The organism is Halobacillus sp. B23F22_5, from assembly GCF_043497085.1.
Lineage (GTDB): Bacteria > Bacillota > Bacilli > Bacillales > Halobacillaceae > Thalassobacillus.
Map to the genome: position 1 here is coordinate 326,543 of NZ_JBIEKI010000002.1, position 16,726 is coordinate 343,268.

Annotated in this window: 20 protein-coding genes; 19 read left to right on the top strand and 1 reads right to left on the bottom strand. The window is 42.0% G+C overall.

Annotated features, from left to right (window positions below):
• Positions 1–11: 11 nt before the first annotated feature.
• The 11 genes from aroA (at position 12) to ACGTN9_RS05085 (ending at position 9,059) form a co-directional block, all read left to right on the top strand.
• Positions 12–1,301, top strand: a complete 1,290-nt coding sequence (gene aroA, locus ACGTN9_RS05035; protein ID WP_499591134.1) for a 3-phosphoshikimate 1-carboxyvinyltransferase — start codon at positions 12–14, stop codon at positions 1,299–1,301.
• Positions 1,302–1,367: 66 nt separating this feature from the next.
• A complete protein-coding gene (locus ACGTN9_RS05040) occupies positions 1,368–2,243 on the top strand; it encodes a hypothetical protein (RefSeq protein ID WP_499591136.1) in 876 nt (291 codons plus the stop codon).
• Between the two features lie 18 nt (positions 2,244–2,261).
• Positions 2,262–3,530: a tetratricopeptide repeat protein gene (locus ACGTN9_RS05045; RefSeq protein ID WP_499591138.1), complete on the top strand. Its 1,269-nt coding sequence runs from the start codon at positions 2,262–2,264 to the stop codon at positions 3,528–3,530.
• A gap of 21 nt (positions 3,531–3,551) precedes the next feature.
• On the top strand, positions 3,552–4,118 hold the full coding sequence (locus ACGTN9_RS05050; RefSeq protein WP_499591140.1) for a ReoY family proteolytic degradation factor: 567 nt from the start codon (positions 3,552–3,554) through the stop codon (positions 4,116–4,118).
• A gap of 85 nt (positions 4,119–4,203) precedes the next feature.
• On the top strand, positions 4,204–4,659 hold the full coding sequence (locus ACGTN9_RS05055; protein ID WP_499591142.1) for a DUF2487 family protein: 456 nt from the start codon (positions 4,204–4,206) through the stop codon (positions 4,657–4,659).
• A 131-nt stretch (positions 4,660–4,790) separates the two neighbouring features.
• Positions 4,791–5,300 (top strand): QcrA and Rieske domain-containing protein, encoded by a 510-nt coding sequence (locus ACGTN9_RS05060; protein WP_499591144.1) that lies wholly within the window; start codon positions 4,791–4,793, stop codon positions 5,298–5,300.
• Positions 5,301–5,302: 2 nt separating this feature from the next.
• Positions 5,303–5,977 (top strand): menaquinol-cytochrome c reductase cytochrome b subunit, encoded by a 675-nt coding sequence (gene qcrB, locus ACGTN9_RS05065; RefSeq protein WP_093044692.1) that lies wholly within the window; start codon positions 5,303–5,305, stop codon positions 5,975–5,977.
• A 32-nt stretch (positions 5,978–6,009) separates the two neighbouring features.
• A complete protein-coding gene (locus ACGTN9_RS05070) occupies positions 6,010–6,825 on the top strand; it encodes a c-type cytochrome (RefSeq protein WP_499591146.1) in 816 nt (271 codons plus the stop codon).
• Between the two features lie 88 nt (positions 6,826–6,913).
• Positions 6,914–7,501, top strand: coding sequence for a lipoprotein heptaprenylglyceryl N-acetyltransferase LhaT (lhaT, locus tag ACGTN9_RS05075; protein ID WP_499591148.1), 588 nt, complete (start codon positions 6,914–6,916; stop codon positions 7,499–7,501).
• Between the two features lie 62 nt (positions 7,502–7,563).
• On the top strand, positions 7,564–8,310 hold the full coding sequence (locus ACGTN9_RS05080) for a sporulation protein YpjB (RefSeq protein ID WP_499591150.1): 747 nt from the start codon (positions 7,564–7,566) through the stop codon (positions 8,308–8,310).
• A gap of 65 nt (positions 8,311–8,375) precedes the next feature.
• Positions 8,376–9,059: a zinc metallopeptidase gene (locus ACGTN9_RS05085; protein ID WP_093044696.1), complete on the top strand. Its 684-nt coding sequence runs from the start codon at positions 8,376–8,378 to the stop codon at positions 9,057–9,059.
• A 50-nt stretch (positions 9,060–9,109) separates the two neighbouring features.
• Here ACGTN9_RS05085 and ACGTN9_RS05090 read toward each other — a convergent pair whose 3' ends face one another.
• Complete coding sequence (locus tag ACGTN9_RS05090; protein WP_499591301.1) at positions 9,110–9,979, bottom strand: YitT family protein; 870 nt, start codon at positions 9,977–9,979, stop codon at positions 9,110–9,112.
• Positions 9,980–10,169: 190 nt separating this feature from the next.
• On the opposite strand from ACGTN9_RS05090, the gene ACGTN9_RS05095 reads away from it, so the two are divergent.
• From ACGTN9_RS05095 to panC, 8 genes are read left to right on the top strand one after another with little or no spacing between them, the layout of a single operon-like run.
• The gene (locus ACGTN9_RS05095) at positions 10,170–10,499 is read left to right on the top strand and encodes a nucleotide pyrophosphohydrolase (protein ID WP_499591303.1); all 330 of its coding nucleotides are present in this window, start codon (positions 10,170–10,172) and stop codon (positions 10,497–10,499) included.
• Positions 10,486–11,286, top strand: coding sequence for a 4-hydroxy-tetrahydrodipicolinate reductase (gene dapB / locus ACGTN9_RS05100; protein WP_499591152.1), 801 nt, complete (start codon positions 10,486–10,488; stop codon positions 11,284–11,286). The genes ACGTN9_RS05095 and dapB overlap by 14 nt, the downstream gene beginning before the upstream one ends.
• Before the next feature lie 11 nt (positions 11,287–11,297).
• The gene (locus ACGTN9_RS05105) at positions 11,298–11,711 is read left to right on the top strand and encodes a methylglyoxal synthase (protein WP_499591154.1); all 414 of its coding nucleotides are present in this window, start codon (positions 11,298–11,300) and stop codon (positions 11,709–11,711) included.
• A gap of 7 nt (positions 11,712–11,718) precedes the next feature.
• Entirely contained in the window at positions 11,719–12,840 is a 1,122-nt protein-coding gene (gene bshA, locus ACGTN9_RS05110; RefSeq protein ID WP_499591156.1) for an N-acetyl-alpha-D-glucosaminyl L-malate synthase BshA, read from the top strand.
• A complete protein-coding gene (locus ACGTN9_RS05115) occupies positions 12,837–14,060 on the top strand; it encodes a CCA tRNA nucleotidyltransferase (RefSeq protein WP_499591157.1) in 1,224 nt (407 codons plus the stop codon). Before bshA ends, ACGTN9_RS05115 begins: the two co-directional genes overlap by 4 nt.
• Positions 14,036–15,037, top strand: coding sequence for a biotin--[acetyl-CoA-carboxylase] ligase (locus ACGTN9_RS05120; RefSeq protein ID WP_499591159.1), 1,002 nt, complete (start codon positions 14,036–14,038; stop codon positions 15,035–15,037). The genes ACGTN9_RS05115 and ACGTN9_RS05120 overlap by 25 nt, the downstream gene beginning before the upstream one ends.
• Positions 15,024–15,860 carry a 3-methyl-2-oxobutanoate hydroxymethyltransferase gene (gene panB, locus ACGTN9_RS05125; protein WP_499591162.1) on the top strand — a complete coding sequence of 279 codons (837 nt, stop codon included), beginning with the start codon at positions 15,024–15,026 and terminating at the stop codon, positions 15,858–15,860. The genes ACGTN9_RS05120 and panB overlap by 14 nt, the downstream gene beginning before the upstream one ends.
• Complete coding sequence (gene panC / locus ACGTN9_RS05130; protein ID WP_499591164.1) at positions 15,857–16,723, top strand: pantoate--beta-alanine ligase; 867 nt, start codon at positions 15,857–15,859, stop codon at positions 16,721–16,723. Before panB ends, panC begins: the two co-directional genes overlap by 4 nt.
• Positions 16,724–16,726 lie beyond the last annotated feature (3 nt).

The window sequence follows — 16,726 nt, forward strand, 5'->3', positions numbered from 1 at the left end:
AGGAAATAGCCGTGAATGAAATTACATTGTCCCCTCTTGACCATGCAATAGCTGCGGAAATGACGGTGCCCGGAGACAAGTCGATTTCCCATCGTGCTGTGATTTTTTCATCTTTAGCAAGGGGAACCTCCCATGTTTCTAACTTTCTAGCAGGTGAGGATTGTATGCGAACGATTCAGGTTTTTCGGGAGTTAGGAGTGGAAATTGAACAATCAAGTACCGAACTGGTGATAAAAAGTGAAGGTATAGCTTCTTTGAAAGAGGCAGAACGACCAGTATATTTTGGGAATTCCGGCACTACGGCTCGTCTTGTGACGGGTGTGTTGGCTGCTCTTCCTTTATTTACTACGTGTTATGGCGATGACTCTTTAGCGAAGCGGCCGATGGATCGTATTGTACTACCATTGCAAAAGATGGGCGCAAAGATAAACGGCAGAAGTGAAGGAAGCTATCTACCTCTGGCGATCCATGGTACCAGTCTGCAGGGTATTACCTATGAAATGCCGGTCAAAAGCGCACAAGTCAAATCAGCCATATTGCTTGCGGGTATGCTCAGTTCCGGTCAAACGACCGTTATCGAACAGGTGAAAACAAGAGATCATACGGAGCAGATGCTTCCTCAATTTGGCGTCGAGTTGACGGTAGAGGACAAGAAGGTGACCATCCAGGGGAGGCAGGAGCCTGTACCGGCTGACTTGACTGTACCTGGTGATATTTCCTCTGCGGCGTTCTTCCTGGCGGCAGCTGCTATTGTCCCGGATAGTCATATCACTATCAAAGATGTCGGGTTAAATCCTACAAGAACTGGATTGATCAAAGCATTGGAAATGATGGGCGCAGATATCCTGGTAAAAGAAACCAGAAGAATAGGAGGAGAACCTGTCGGCAATGTGGAAATAAAATACAAAGAGTTGTCAGGTGCTCACATCGAAGGTGAGCTCATTCCTTCTTTGATTGACGAACTGCCAATTCTTGCATTAGTAGCTACGCAAGCGAATGGTAAAACGATAATAGGGGATGCAGGTGAATTACGTGTCAAAGAAACAGACAGGATTGCTGCAGTAGCACAAGTGCTTACCAGTTTCGGAGCAGAAGTAGAAGAAAAAGAGGACGGCATGATCATTCAGGGTAAGTCTTCATTGAAAGGTACCGTGGTAGATTCCTATATGGACCACCGGATTGGTATGATGATTGCCATTGCATCACTGATAGCAGAAGGAAAGACGGTGTTGACTAATGGACATTGTATCGATATTTCATATCCTGGATTTTTTAAAGACTTGGAATCGTTGAAAAAATAACATAGTTAATCATACAACTGGTCAAGCTCTCATACCTTATAAAAAGCCTGTCGGAGGTGGACAAGTATGGGAGCTTACTATTTTTATCAACGGACTTGGCATAGAGATGAATGGATTAATAAAGAAGTACTGGTCGAAGACAATCGCTTTGTTAGGAAGTTCCTTGCTGCATCACGTCCGATGGAGTTGAATGTTGATGCATTCCACATTACTCCAGGATATGTCATGGTGGATGTGGCATCCCCTTTATATCCATCTGCAGAAAAAATGACGCTCAGCTTTGATTACCTAAAACGAGGCTGTACTTTACTGATTGTACAGCTGCCGATCAAAACTTCTCATCTATTCAAGGAAAAATATCAATCTTTTTGCAGGATGCTTGCTGGACTGCCTCTGGATTATATGATCACCCCTGTCGTTGCGCCTCGCTTGTTGACACCCGCTATGGTACGATACTTCGGCATGGAGAAGGTTCCGTTTATTTTATTCGATGCGACAGATGATAAAGAATATAAGGATGTGGCGTGGGAATGGCTTGCTCAAGCTCAAAGTTATTCCAGGATTCCCATTGCACCCCTTGTTTCTCAACAGCAGGATGATCATCAAAAAATATATTCAGGGTGGGATAAAATCGTTGAGCATTGTGATATGATTACCTTGAAGGACCCTGTAACGGATCATCCACTAACCAGTCAAAACCTCCGAAGGGCAGGTATATACCCTTATAAAGGAGAATTGGTACCTGGGGGACAAGCGGATTTCAACATGCATTTGCATAATGGAGCCACACTGATTGATGATCCAGCGGAAATCAGTTACCATGGGTCTGTTCCTGATATCACTATCAAGGATGGGAAAGTGGTTCAGGTACATCAGCAGATTATAAATGAAAAGATAACAGGAATGCACAGAAAAGTTTCAATACCCATGCATTTTGTATAGATGAGAAAGGATGTCCATATGGAGGAAATACAACAAGCTGTCCGGCTAATGGAAGCAAACCGGACTGATGAAGCATTGAAAACATTACAATCCTATTTGCCTGAAGCAGATGAAGAAGAGCGTTTTACCATCGCAGAGTTGTATATCCAATGGGGGATGTTGGAAGAAGCGAAGATGATTCTCAAAGAATTAAGTCAGCGTTACCCTAAAGAAAATGAATTGAAGATTATGTTGTCAGAAATTCATATTGATTTGGAAGAAGATGAGGAAGCGATTGATCTCTTAAATCAATTCGGACCGGAAGATGAAGACTACCTGCCCTCATTGATGCAGCTTGCTGATCTATATCAATCGCAAGGGTTATTTGAAGTAGCTGAACAAAAGCTGCTGGCAGCTAAACAAGCGGCTCCAAATGAAGCGGTCATTGATTTCGCATTAGGAGAACTTTCCTTTTCTAATGGGGAATACAATAAAAGCATCCCTTTCTATGAGAATGCTTTTAACCGCGAACCCGTCATCGGGGATGTCGAAGTAGCAGCAAGACTGGCAGAAGCCTATGCGGCGACTGGTGATTTTGAACAGTCACTCGCTCATTTTCAAAAAGTCGAGGAAGAAAATGCCGATGTCAAATTCAGGTATGGATTTGTCGCTTTTCAGGCGAATCGCAATGATATAGCCATAAAGGTCTGGGAGGATCTTGTGGAAAGAGACCCTTATTATCAATCTGTTTATCCTTTGCTTGCTCAGGTGTATGAAAGTGAAGGGATGATAGAAGAAGCTTATCAGATGACGCAAAGCGGTCTTGCAAAAGATGAATTCAATAAAGAGCTTTATCACTTAGCTGGCACGCTTGCCCATAGACAAGGAAAGAAAGAAGAAGCCTATCAATCCATGAAAGAAGCCGTCAGTTTAGATCCAGGTTATAAGGAAGCGATTTTATTCTTAATTGAGAATTATAAAAAAGATGAAGATTACGAAGCTATCATCGATCTTTTAGAGCATTTGCTTGACCTTGGCGAAGTGGACCCGAATTACCACTGGGAACTTGCAAAAGCGTATGAGACAGAAGAACAATATTCTGATGCTATAAAACACTATGAAGTCGCATATAATTCCTTTAAAGAAGATAGTGCATTTTTGAAAGAATATGGCTATTTCTTAGTCGAAGAAGGGAGGATGCAAGAAGCCGGGCGTATATTGAGGGAGTATTTGACTATTGAACCTACAGACAGTGACATAGAGGATTTCGTTCATCGTTTGGAGAATCGTGAAGAGGATATCACGTAATACGATGTGGGAGGGGTGTAAATGGAAACACCTATATCCGTTCAAGATAAAAAAGATTTTGTCCGGTGGTTTTTGAATCATTATCAATTGAAAAAAAGAGAAAGTGTCTGGATTTTGAACTATTTGATCAACCATGAAGCGATTTTGCAGCATGCCCATTTTGTCGATGAAGTCGAGTTTTGCCCAAGAGGGATCCTTATCAGCGCTCAAGGCGTGAAAGCTCCCCCGTTCCGATTCTATAAAGACAAAGTGATGACGACGGATGCCGAGAAATCATTCCACGATATCAGGCTTAACCAGGATGCCCCATTATATATCCAGTTGAATTTTGACCAAGCCAATCAGTCTGCCAGATACGCAGCAGTTTTGGAAGAAAACCCCTATGTGCCGTTAAATCACTATCTGACAGCCAAAGATAAAAAGCTTGCAGGTCGGTTATTGGATATAAGTTTGCTCGAACATCAAAAGCAGCAGTTAGAACGAGAAATTGATGAAGCGCTGGACAATGGCGATAAGCAGACATTTAACCGGGTATCCACGCTGTTGCAAAAAGTTAAACAGGAATTGGCTGAAATAGCAGATAAATAAAAACTGGATCTTTTTATAGATTCAGTTTTTTATTTTGCTTCTTTTTTAGTAAAATAGGACATATTGGAAAGGATAGTGATTAGTAATGCGATGGAATCAGGATGATATTTCTCTATACGCCGAATCCAAAGAATATATTGATACGATGATTATTCCTTTGATACCTTTTGATGTACAAAAGGACGAGCTCATGAAAAAACAAGCTTTTCAAAAAGAATTATTAAAGCTATTTGCGAGTGAAGTAGAGAAGGAGTATAAAGGTCGAATTCTTTTGGCGCCGGAATATTACTACATATCAGGCAGCCACGAAGAAGAAGTGGACCGTATCAACCAATGGGTCAGGCAAATATCCAATTTACCATTTGAGCACATTTTTTTATTCACATTGGATATGAATTGGAGAAAGTTAAGTAAAGAATTACAAGCGGAAGTGGTATGGCTGCCTGGACTTCAATCCGGTAACCTGCAAAGTTCAGAAGTACAATCGTTCATCAAAGAACAAGTCAGCCAAATTGCAGAGATGATAAGATCTTATTGGTGATTACAATTTTTTTTCGTTTACGCGATAATTTATTGACCGGACTATTAGTTTGCGCTATCATGGTAATGTCCTAGTAAACTGTGTGTAAAATATCCATGAACTATGGATTACAGCATAGAGGGGGGAAAAATATGAGCGATAAAAAACAAGTATCCCGACGTCAATTCTTGAACTACTCATTGACAGGTGTAGGCGGGTTTATGGCAGCAGGAATGCTTGCTCCAATGGTTCGTTTCGCAATCGATCCAGTATTGAAGCCATCAGCAGCAGGTAAATTCAAAGCTGTTGCGGAAGAAAGCGAACTGAGTAATGAACCGAAGCGGTTCACCTGGAAAATCAACCAGAAAGATGGTTGGTATGAATCAGAAGTCGAAAAAAGTGCCTGGGTTTACAAAGATGAGAACGGCGAAATCGTAGCCCTTTCTCCCATTTGTACGCACTTGGGCTGCACCGTGGACTGGGGTTCGAATGAAGAATATCCAAACGAATTCTATTGTCCATGCCACGGCGGCCGTTACAAGAAAAACGGGGTGAACATCCCCAATACTCCACCGACTGCTCCATTACCTTTATATGAGCATAAAGTGGAAGAAGGCATGCTTTATCTTGGCCAAGCCAAATCAAGAGGAAGTGGGGTTTAATCATGTTACAGAAGATTTATGATTGGGTCGACGAAAGGATGGACATCACCCCTTTATGGCGTGATATCGCCGACCATGAAGTTCCTGAACATGTCAATCCCGCCCATCATTTCTCCGCATTTGTTTATTGTTTTGGCGGTTTGACATTTTTTGTTACAGTCATCCAAGTATTATCCGGTATGTTTTTGACGATGTATTATGTCCCTGACATTGAAAATGCGTGGGAATCAGTCTACTACTTGCAAAAAGAAGTAGCACACGGTCAAATTGTCCGTGGGATGCACCATTGGGGTGCCAGTTTAGTTATCGTAATGTTGTTCCTACATACCTTACGTGTATTTTTCCAGGGAGCCTATAAGAAGCCTCGTGAATTGAACTGGATTGTCGGAGTATTGCTATTCTTCGTCATGCTGGGATTAGGTTTCACGGGTTACCTTTTACCTTGGGACAACAAAGCTTATTTCGCTACACAAGTTGGTTTAGAAATTGCTGCAGCTACCCCATTCATCGGAGATCAGATCCGTACGCTGCTAGCAGGTGATCCGAGTATAGTCGGGGCGCAGACGTTGACGCGTTTCTTCGCTATTCACGTATTTTTCCTGCCTGCCGCATTATTCGGTTTGATGGGGGCTCACTTCATCATGATCCGTAAGCAAGGTATTTCTGGACCACTATAAGATGACAGCTTTTGTGAAAAGGAGGGAACGCTGTGCATAGGGGTAAAGGCATGAAGTTCGTCGGAGATTCTCGTATTCCGGCGGAACGTAAACCGAACATACCTAAAGACTATTCTGAATATCCGGGCCGTACGGAAGCCTTTTGGCCTAACTTCCTTCTAAAGGAATGGTTAGTTGGGGCAGTATTCTTAATCGGATTTCTAATTGTAACAGCTGCACATCCATCACCATTGGAACAGCAGGCTGATCCGACGAATGCTTCGTATATTCCGTTGCCGGACTGGTATTTCTTATTCTTATATCAATTTCTGAAATATGAATTTGCAGGTGGTAACTATATCGTGCTTGGTGCGATTGTTATGCCTGGACTGGCATTTGGTGCATTACTGCTGGCTCCGTTCTTAGACAAAGGGCCGGACCGCCACCCTACTAAACGCCCGATTGCGACTGGGCTGATGCTGCTAGGTTTTATCGCAACATTCTGGCTTACTTATGAGTCTGTCTCTCACGTCGATTATGAGCAACGTTCAGAACAATACGGTGTTAAAGAAGAGGGAGAAACCCCTAAGATTAATACTGATGATCCTGGTTATGCTGTCTATGAACAGAACTGCTTGAGTTGCCATGGGGATTCTTTGCAAGGTCAAGGAAGCAACCCATCTCTACTCAAAACGGAAAAATCTGTAGATGAAATTAAAAAGATTGCTCAGGAAGGTATCGGCAATATGCCTGCCGGTATGTTTAAAGGTTCTGATAAAGAATTAGAGCAACTGGCTAAATTCATTGCTAACGCAGGCAAAGGAGAAGGCTCTGGAGAAGGCGGAAGCGAAGGTGGATCAGATCATTAAAGGAAGCAGAAACAAGCCGCGCTAATAGATAGCGCGGCTTGTCTTATATCATGGACATTATTTATCCAGCAGGACTGAGGTGGCGTCTTTGTTTTACAACATATTAACCAATCGAACCTTTATTTGGTTGCTGTTTTTGATTAATTTGGCTGGCTCTGTTTATGGGTACATATGGTATGGGTTTCAATTGGAACAGACAGAGCCGATCTATTTGATATTTGTTCCGGATAGTCCTACTGCAAGTCTGTTTTTCACTATCTTTTTATTACTTATGTTTTTCGGGAAAAAAGCACCGTATGTCGGAAGCCTTGCGATGGTTACCTTATTCAAATATGGGATTTGGGCAGTGGTGATGAATATCCTTACTTTAATGGTAGAAGGTTCTCTGCATTGGACAGGATATATGCTTATTATTTCCCATGGAGCGATGGCCCTTCAAGGGTTGCTGTACGCACCTTTTTATCAGATGAAATTAAGGCATGTGGCTGTAGCTGGAGTATGGACGCTGCATAATGACGTCATTGATTATGTTTTTGAGCAAATGCCTATATACGGGCCTTTGATGGATTATCTCAATCCAATTGGTTATTTCACTTTCTGGCTGAGCATCGTCAGTATTGGTTTAGCATACGTGCTAGCTGTCCGCCCGAGGTTAAAGAAAAGCTACGATTATTGAAGGTCTAATCTTGTCCCTCTTCTCATAAAATGGTTAGAGAACCTAGAGAAGAGGTGGGCATCATGTTACGTAAGTCGTCGACCGTAGGGCTATTATTTATTTTGTCATGTATTCTTTTAACGCCAGTGCAGGCTGCCGCCCCTAATACCATTCCTCAATTTTTGGACGAGTATTACGAAGCGGTCAAAAAGGGCGATTTGACTCTTTCCCATAATTTACTTCGCTATAATGAGGAAAGATTGGAAAACTATATGAAGGAAAATCATCCTGATCGAATGGATCAATACAATGAGATGAAAAAGAGTGCCCTGGGAAGTCAGGCTGACATAGATTCGGTGCTTTATGGTCATTTGGAGTTGGTGTTATGGCTGGATGCACTGGTGCACCCTGATCCTCGTTTCTTCAGTAAGGAAAAGGACGAGTTGGTAAACAGGATCGAACGTTATCATAACAGTATTGAACCGGATTCACCGGTTGCTCTATCTGAAATCAGGCAATTTTGGGATAGTGTATTGCCGGCAGCAGCACTGACATACGAGGATGGTTTCTTCCAACAGTTCAATCAGCATTATAAGCTCTTGACAGAAGCAGAAAATCCAGAAGAAATCGCACGTATCTTAAGCCTTTCTATAGAAATGCTGCAGGAAAGCCAGAATGAGGGTGGAATTCGCCTGGACGCTCTTCTTTGGACGATAATTATCGTTGGTGGCTGTATCATCCTGACACTTTCCTATGTTGGTTTTCGAAAGTATCAAGCAGAGAAGAAAGAAAAAACATCACGACTTCATAAAAGAAAACCAAACAGTTGACCTTTTTCTGACAATTGACTAATATTAACCTATAGTAACATTACAACTTTGATGGAGGAATGGAAATGGGTTTAGGATCCTATTTGATTTATGTCGCCCTTTTGATGATAATTCCGCTTTGGGCACAATCACGAGTGAAAAGTACGTATAAAAAATATTCCAAAGTTGCTACTTCTTCCTATATGACAGGCGCTCAAGTAGCCAGAAAGATTTTAGATGATAATGGACTTTATGATGTCACAATTGAAGAGACCAGGGGCATGTTGTCCGATCATTACGACCCGCGTAAGAAAGTCGTTCGTCTTTCCTCTGACAACTACCATGGTCATTCGATGGCTGCTTCGGCAGTTGCAGCACACGAGGTTGGACATGCCATTCAGGATGCTCAGGACTATGCGTTTTTACGCTTGCGTTCAGCGTTGGTGCCTGTGGCAAGCTTCGGTTCAAATATTTCCATCTTCTTAATAATTGGTGGAATCTTAATAAACATGAGCGGTCTGTTGTTATTAGGGATTGTATTCTTTGCGGCAGCTGTATTGTTCCAGCTGATCACGCTTCCAGTTGAATTTGATGCTTCCAATCGAGCCATGGCGCAGATGGTTTCGACAGGAGTTATTACAAATAATGAAGAGCGTCCTACCAAGAAGGTTTTGAACGCAGCTGCACTGACTTATGTGGCGGCAGCATTAGTTGCTTTAGCAGAATTAATTCGTTTCCTTCTGATGTTTTTCGCTATGAATGAAGATTGATTAATATGATGAAATAATAAACCCGGTTCCAAGGGTATTGGAACCGGGTTTTAGTTTTCTATTGGTTTTTTGTTTTCATCTAATGTGAAACCTTCGCCAAGCACATCATGAACAGAAGTTACTGCAACAAATGCGTGTGGATCGATCGAATCGATTACATTTTTTAAGCGGACGATTTCATTTTTACCAACAACGCAATATAAAACATCCCTTCGTTCTCCTGTGAACGAACCCCGACCTTCAAGTACAGTCACTCCACGGTCCATTTCTTTCAGGATTTTTTCTGCTATCGATTCACTATGAGATGAAATGATAGTAGCTCCTCTTGCAGCATAAGCACCTTCCTGAATCAGGTCGATAACCCGGGCAGCTATGTAGACAGCAACTAAGGTATACATTCCTTGGATCATATTCAGATAAGTGATGATAGAAGTAAAGATGACAGCGGCGTCAAAAACAAACATGGCTCTTCCCATCGACCAGCCCCAATATTTATGGATCAGCCGGGCCAGGATATCTACGCCTCCTGTCGTTCCCCCAAACTTAAAAATAATCCCTAACCCAACACCGACAAAAACACCGGCAAACAGGGCAGCTAGTGTCATATCATTTAGCAGGTTGATATGGATGGTATAGATTTGAAAGAGCCAAATGAAAATAGAGACAGCGAAAATTCCGATAAGGGAATAAAAGAAAGTATTTCTTCCTAGGATTTTCCAACCAATAATTAATACAGGTACATTTAAAAGGATGTTCATCAATCCTGGGTCCCAGTTGAATAGGAAAAGTAATAAAAGCGTAATTCCCGTAAAGCCACCTTCCCCCAGGTTGTTTTGAATATTAAAATGGACCAGACCGAAGGAGAAGATAGCAGAACCAAGCAGAATGAAGAAAATATTTTTATATTTTAAGCTGAAAATCAATCGGATGTCCTCCTTTCATGAATTCTTATGCATGTCTTTCATTATAATCAAATAACAGGAAAGCGACAATAACCGGGAAGATTCGATTAAATAATTTGTCAAAGGCTTCAGTTTTGGCTAACATTTAGAGAGATAGATTACAAACGGGGAGGTAGCGGTTTTGAGTGATACAATTACGACTAAACAAATGCAAGAACGCGTCGATCGATACATATCCCAGTTCAAAGAAGGATACTTTTCTCCTTTGAGCATGATGGCCAGGATGTCGGAAGAAGTTGGAGAGCTTGCCAGGGAAGTCAATCACTATTATGGTGAGAAGCCAAAAAAAAGTTCGGAAGCAGAAAAGTCACTGGAAGAGGAATTAGGAGATGTAGTGTTTGTGCTTACAAGCTTTGCAAATTCGTTAGATATCGACCTTTCGGAAGCCTTCGATCGATCAATGAGCAAAATTGAAACGCGAGATAAAAACAGATGGACCAGAGTAACAGAAAGGGGCAATCAGAATGAAAACAATTAAGGTAATCGTAGCAGGACCAAGAGGTAAAATGGGTTCCGCAGCTTTGCGCATGATTGACCAATCAGATAACTTGCAACTAGTTGCTTGTATAGACCGTAAATTCGATGGACAGTATGTGAAAGACCTGGAGGGTCTGCCTGACTTTGAGGCAAAAATCTATGAAGACCCTGAGGTATGCTTAAATGAAGCAGAGGCGGATGTACTCATCGACCTGACAACACCTGAATTCGGATATAAGCATACGAAGCTGGCGTTAGAAAATGGCGTAAGGCCTGTTGTAGGTACTACAGGCTTCACTAAAGAACAGTTAAATGAATTGACTGAAATGGCTGAAACGAAACAACTTGGTGCTGTAATCGCCCCGAATTTCGCCATTGGAGCTGTGTTGATGATGCAATTTTCTAAGTGGGCAGCAAAGCATTTTCCAGATGTAGAAATCATTGAACGCCATCATGATCAGAAGCTGGATGCTCCATCCGGTACCGCGGTTAAAACCGCCGAGTTAATTCAGGAAGAAAGAGAAGCTAAACATCAAGGTCACCCGGATGAAAAAGAGACGATGAAAGGCGCACGGGGTGCTGATAGTGAAGGGCTGAAAATCCATAGTGTCCGTCTTCCTGGCTTAGTAGCACATCAGGAGGTCATGTTTGGGGGTTCAGGTGAGACATTGACAATCAAACATGATTCTATTAACAGGGATTCTTTCATGACAGGAGTCAAACTATCTGTGGAGCGTGTCATGGAAATGGACATCCTGGCGTATGGTTTGGAAAATTTATTAGATTAGGGGAGAGACTAATGAATATAGCTTTGATTGCACATGATGAAAAGAAGCCGGAGATGCTCCAGTTCGTGTTCGCTTATGAGCAAATCTTAAAAAATCATACGTTATTTGCTACTGGCACCACAGGTCAACGGATTGCAGAAGCGACTTCCTTAAAGGTTGTCCGCTTCCAATCGGGACCGTTGGGGGGCGACCAGCAAATCGGAGCTAAAATAGCAGAAAATGAGATGGATGTCATCATTTTCTTCCGTGATCCATTGACAGCACAGCCACATGAACCGGATATCAGTGCTCTATTACGCTTGTGTGATGTACATAAGATTCCACTGGCGACGAATATGGCCGGAGCCGAGATTTTAATAAGGGCTTTGGATCGAGGAGATCTTGAATGGCGTAAAATTATAAAAGATAGAAAAAAGCAAGGGTGATTGTGTGATGAAAATAGGCATTACTTGTTATCCCACCGTGGGAGGGTCCGGGGTAATCGCTACAGAGCTTGGTAAACTTTTAGCAGAAGAAGGGCATGAAATTCATTTCATAACCTCCCAGGTGCCTTTCCGGCTTAACCGCATTTATTCAAATATATTCTATCATGAGGTAGAGGTGACCAATTACCCGGTTTTCAGCCATCCACCTTATGATTTAGCACTAGCAAATAAAATGGCAGAAGTCATCAATAGAGAAAAGCTGGATATTCTTCATGTCCATTATGCAATGCCCCATGCCATATGCGCCATCCTTGCTAAGCAAATGGTTGACCATGATGTAAAAATCATCACTACTTTGCACGGAACAGACATTACGGTGCTCGGAATTGATCCGAGTATGAAAAATATTATTAAGTTCGGTATTGAGCAATCAGATCGGGTTACTGCAGTGTCACGCAGTCTAGCTGAACAAACCAAAGAGATGCTCTCAGTTGAGAGGGAAATGGATGTTCTCTACAATTTTGTGGACGAACGGGAGTATTATCGCCACTCGGATCAAGATTTGAAAAAACAATACCATATAGCAGATGAAGAAAAAGTCATTATCCATATCTCTAACTTCCGTAAGGTGAAAAGGGTACAGGATGTTGTTAATGCTTTCAGCAAAATTGTGAAAGAAGTACCGGCTAAATTGATGCTCGTCGGGGATGGACCTGAATTTTCCACCACGTATCAATTAGTTAAGGATCTTAACCTTCAGGATCATGTTCTGTTTTTAGGAAAACAGGAAAACGTGTCAGAGTTGTTGTCTATTTCAGATCTGAAGCTTTTGCTTTCTGAGAAAGAGAGCTTTGGACTGGTGCTCCTTGAAGCGATGGCATGTGGGGTTCCATGTATAGGTACAGAAGCTGGAGGTATACCAGAGGTAATCTTACATGGTGAAACCGGTTATATATCAGAGGTTGGTGATGTGGAGGATATCAGTGAAAAGAGCATTAAAATTTTGAAGGATGATGCCTTGTGGGAAAGATTTTCAAGGAAAAGTGAAGAAAGAGTAAAGGAAGAATTTCATTCACAACAAATATTGAAAAAATATGAAGCTCTTTATGATAAGGTGTTGGAATCATGAAAGTGAACATGAAACATATCCCGGCTTTTCAAAAAGCTTTGTCAGTCATTAAGCGGATTGAAAGTCATGGATTTCAGGCTTATTTTGTCGGGGGGGCCGTCCGTGATGCCTTGATTGGCAGGGAAATCGGCGATGTCGATTTGGCAAGCTCTGCTACTCCATTAGAAATTATGGATATCTTTGATAAAGTAATCCCTGTAGGTATAGAACATGGTACCGTAATTGTTCGCTTCGATGGTGAATCTTATGAAATTACAACATTTCGATCCGAGTCAGGATATCAGGACTATCGTCATCCGGATAAGGTGGAGTTTGTTACGGATATAAAGAAGGACTTGGCCAGGAGAGATTTTACCATCAATGCGATTGCTTTAGATAAGAATGGGGATTTGATTGATCCATTTCTTGGCCAGCTGGCTATTCAAGGCAAAAAGATACAAGCTGTCGGAGACCCTTATGAACGCTTTGAAGAAGATCCATTGCGCATCATGCGGGCTGTACGGTTTGTCAGTCAATTAGGATATACGATCGAGGAAGAGACAAGAGCAGCGGTTCAAAAACAAGGACCGTTGCTTGAAAAAATTGCTGTAGAACGAATAGCAATCGAGTTTGAAAAAATGTTTCAAGGCAATCAACTTGTTCAGGCGATCGAAATTTGCGAGGATGCCAGGTTGTTTCAGTATTTTCCAATCTTCCGCCGTTATGCTGACTTGTTTAATGACGCGAAAATAATTCCCTATCCTTTTGCTGGTTTTGCAGAAATCATCAGTTACTTTGTACACTGTGCTCCTGAGCTCACTGTAGAGGAATGGACCCTGCAATGGAAGCTATCCAAACAAGTGAAGAACGACGCTAGAGCAATTCATAATGCAATTCAGTATTACCAGGATAACGGATTGGATGATTGGCTAGTGTACCAGCTCCCTGAAAATCTAACCCAACCGTTTGCAAGAGTAGCGGGGGTACTTTATTCGCCTGATGCTGCCCAGTTAAATGATGATGTCAAAATGATAAGGGAACAACTTGCAGTCCATCATCGCATTGAGCTTGCTTTTCAGGCAAAAGACCTTTTTGAGATATTTCCAAATAAACCAAGAGGTCCATGGATAGGAAAGTTACTCAGCACCATTGAAGAGAAGGTAGTATCCAGAGAGCTAAAGAATGATTATAATGAAATAAAGGAGTGGGTGATCAAATGGAATCCACCCGGCAGAGACTGATAAAAATTTTAGAGAGTAACAGGGACTCCTACCTTTCAGGACAAGAACTTTCCGATCAGCTGAACGTATCCAGAACCGCTGTTTGGAAACATATGAAGGAATTAGGGAAGGACGGTTATGAAATAGAAGCTGCTCCCCGAAAAGGCTATCGGATAGTAGCCTATCCTGACAAGGTTACGAAAAATACATTGCAATGGGGACTTAATACCAGTCGGATCGGCAGAGACATCTTTCACTATGAGCAGGTTTCATCCACTCAGGATATTGCTCATCAATTAGCAAAAGAAGGTTACGGGCATGGGACCGTGGTCGTAGCAGATGAGCAAGTGAAAGGGAAAGGGCGTATGTCCCGAGCCTGGCACTCAAAAAGAAATGAAGGCATTTGGTTTAGCTTATTGCTGAAGCCGGAGCTTCCCCCTGTCCAAGCCCCCCAAATCACTTTGCTTACCGCTGTGGTGTTGGCAGAGGCGATAGCGTCAATATCTGATCTATCCCCCCAAATAAAATGGCCGAATGACCTATTGATCAACCACAAGAAAATTGCAGGAATATTGACAGAAATGCAGGCAGAACAGGACCAGATTCAATATATCGTGTTGGGCATAGGCATCAATGTCAATCAGGATGAATCCAGCCTGCCGGAAGATATCAGGCACAAAGCTACTTCCCTGCGGCAAGAATCCGGCAAAACATGGGATATAAACTGGCTGATCCAGCTGATTTTGGAGACTTTCGAAAATACATATGAACAGTTTATTCAAGAAGGTTTCCTTCCCATAAAAAACAAATGGGAAAAGTATGGCTACAGATTAGGACAGGAAGTTACGATCTCTACCATGCGTAAGACATGGCAGGCAACACTGGTCGGGATTGAGGCTGATGGCGCATTATTAACTCGCACAGAAGAAGGAATTCAGGAAAAGCTTTATTCTGCTGAAATTCACTGGGGAGAAGGTGGTTACAATGCTAACCCGTAAACGAATGCTGGATATGAAGAAGATTAATGAAAAAATTGCGATGGTGACAGCTTATGATTATCCTTCAGCCAAGATTGCGGAACAAGCGGGAGTTGAAATGATTTTAGTAGGTGATTCTTTAGGCATGGTCGTTTTGGGATATGATTCTACTATCCCTGTTACAGTGGATGATATGATTCACCATGGGAAAGCTGTAGTTCGTGGAGCGAGGGACACCTATGTCGTTGTGGACATGCCATTCATGTCTTATCATATATCTCTTGAAGATTCTCTGAAGAATGCGATGAGAATTTATCAGGAAACCCAGGCACAGGCATTAAAGGTAGAGGGAGCAGGCAGCCTGCTTCCTACGATTGAGCGATTGACAGAAGGCGGTATACCGATAGTAGGACATCTCGGACTGACTCCGCAATCGGTTAACGTATTAGGAGGCTATAAAGTCCAGGGCAAACAAAAGGAAGCAGCAGAACAGTTATTACAGGATGCTTTAGCGGTTGAAAGAAGCGGAGCAATAGCGCTGGTGCTGGAATGTGTGCCAAAGGAACTGGCTGCTTTAATAACTGAACAACTTACCATTCCTACAATCGGGATTGGTGCAGGCGCCTCATGTGATGGTCAGGTGTTAGTTTATCATGATATTATGAACTACGGCGTGAATCGACTGCCAAAATTCGTCCAAACCTACGAGGATGCTAACAGGACTTTTACAGGTGCGATTGAAAAATATGTAAAAGAAGTTAAAACCGGAGATTTTCCTAAGGAGTCACATACGTTTACCATGGACCCTTCAAGTCTGCCGGATAGTAAAGGTGATGAATCATGAAAATCATCGAATCACCTGAGGAATTACAGAAAGAAACCAGCAATTATCGTGTTCAGGGTAAAAAGATTGGGTTTGTACCTACCATGGGCTTTTTACATGAAGGTCATGAACAGCTTATCAGTCAGGCTAAAAAGCAAAACGAAATTGTCGTTTTAAGCATCTTTGTCAATCCGCTGCAATTTGGTGAAGGAGAAGACTTAGATCATTACCCAAGAGATGAAAAGCATGACAGGGAAGTAGCACGAAGGCTTGGTGTAGATATTATATTTTTTCCTACAGTAAAGAGCATGTATCCATCAGAACCTGCGATTAAGTTGTCAGTTACCAAAAGGACAAATGTACTTTGTGGGAAAAGCCGTCCTGGTCATTTTGACGGAGTGGTCACAGTGTTAGCGAAGCTGTTTCACTTATGCCAGCCATCAGCAGCTTATTTTGGAATGAAAGATGCTCAACAAGTAGCTGTAGTGAAAGCGTTGGTTGATGATTTGAATTTTCCTGTGGAGATCGTTCCCGTACCAACGGTGAGAGAGAAGGATGGTTTAGCAAAAAGCAGCAGGAATGTTAATTTGAGTCCGCATGAACGGGAGGAAGCTCCTGCTATTCAGAAGGCGTTACAAAAAGGGCGAAAAATGATTAAAAATGGTGAAAAAGACATCCAATCCGTAAAGACTGCTGTAAATACATTTATTGAAAACAATACTCATGGTAAAATAGATTATATTGAATTGTTATCTTATCCAAACTTAGAACCTGTCGACAGACCAGCAGGAAAAATGATTTTAGCCACTGCTGTAAAGTTTGAAAAAGCCAGGTTAATTGATAATTTGGTTTTTGACAGCAATGGTGAAATAACCATAGGATGACAT

Coding starts and splice junctions, on each gene's coding strand:
- ACGTN9_RS05040 (WP_499591136.1), top strand. CDS start 1,368: ATGGGAGCTTACTATTTTTATCAACGGACTTGGCATAGAGATGAATGG.
- ACGTN9_RS05045 (WP_499591138.1), top strand. CDS start 2,262: ATGGAGGAAATACAACAAGCTGTCCGGCTAATGGAAGCAAACCGGACT.
- ACGTN9_RS05050 (WP_499591140.1), top strand. CDS start 3,552: ATGGAAACACCTATATCCGTTCAAGATAAAAAAGATTTTGTCCGGTGG.
- ACGTN9_RS05055 (WP_499591142.1), top strand. CDS start 4,204: ATGCGATGGAATCAGGATGATATTTCTCTATACGCCGAATCCAAAGAA.
- ACGTN9_RS05060 (WP_499591144.1), top strand. CDS start 4,791: ATGAGCGATAAAAAACAAGTATCCCGACGTCAATTCTTGAACTACTCA.
- qcrB (WP_093044692.1), top strand. CDS start 5,303: ATGTTACAGAAGATTTATGATTGGGTCGACGAAAGGATGGACATCACC.
- ACGTN9_RS05080 (WP_499591150.1), top strand. CDS start 7,564: ATGTTACGTAAGTCGTCGACCGTAGGGCTATTATTTATTTTGTCATGT.
- ACGTN9_RS05085 (WP_093044696.1), top strand. CDS start 8,376: ATGGGTTTAGGATCCTATTTGATTTATGTCGCCCTTTTGATGATAATT.
- ACGTN9_RS05095 (WP_499591303.1), top strand. CDS start 10,170: ATGCAAGAACGCGTCGATCGATACATATCCCAGTTCAAAGAAGGATAC.
- dapB (WP_499591152.1), top strand. CDS start 10,486: ATGAAAACAATTAAGGTAATCGTAGCAGGACCAAGAGGTAAAATGGGT.
- ACGTN9_RS05105 (WP_499591154.1), top strand. CDS start 11,298: ATGAATATAGCTTTGATTGCACATGATGAAAAGAAGCCGGAGATGCTC.
- bshA (WP_499591156.1), top strand. CDS start 11,719: ATGAAAATAGGCATTACTTGTTATCCCACCGTGGGAGGGTCCGGGGTA.
- ACGTN9_RS05115 (WP_499591157.1), top strand. CDS start 12,837: ATGAAAGTGAACATGAAACATATCCCGGCTTTTCAAAAAGCTTTGTCA.
- ACGTN9_RS05120 (WP_499591159.1), top strand. CDS start 14,036: ATGGAATCCACCCGGCAGAGACTGATAAAAATTTTAGAGAGTAACAGG.
- panB (WP_499591162.1), top strand. CDS start 15,024: ATGCTAACCCGTAAACGAATGCTGGATATGAAGAAGATTAATGAAAAA.
- panC (WP_499591164.1), top strand. CDS start 15,857: ATGAAAATCATCGAATCACCTGAGGAATTACAGAAAGAAACCAGCAAT.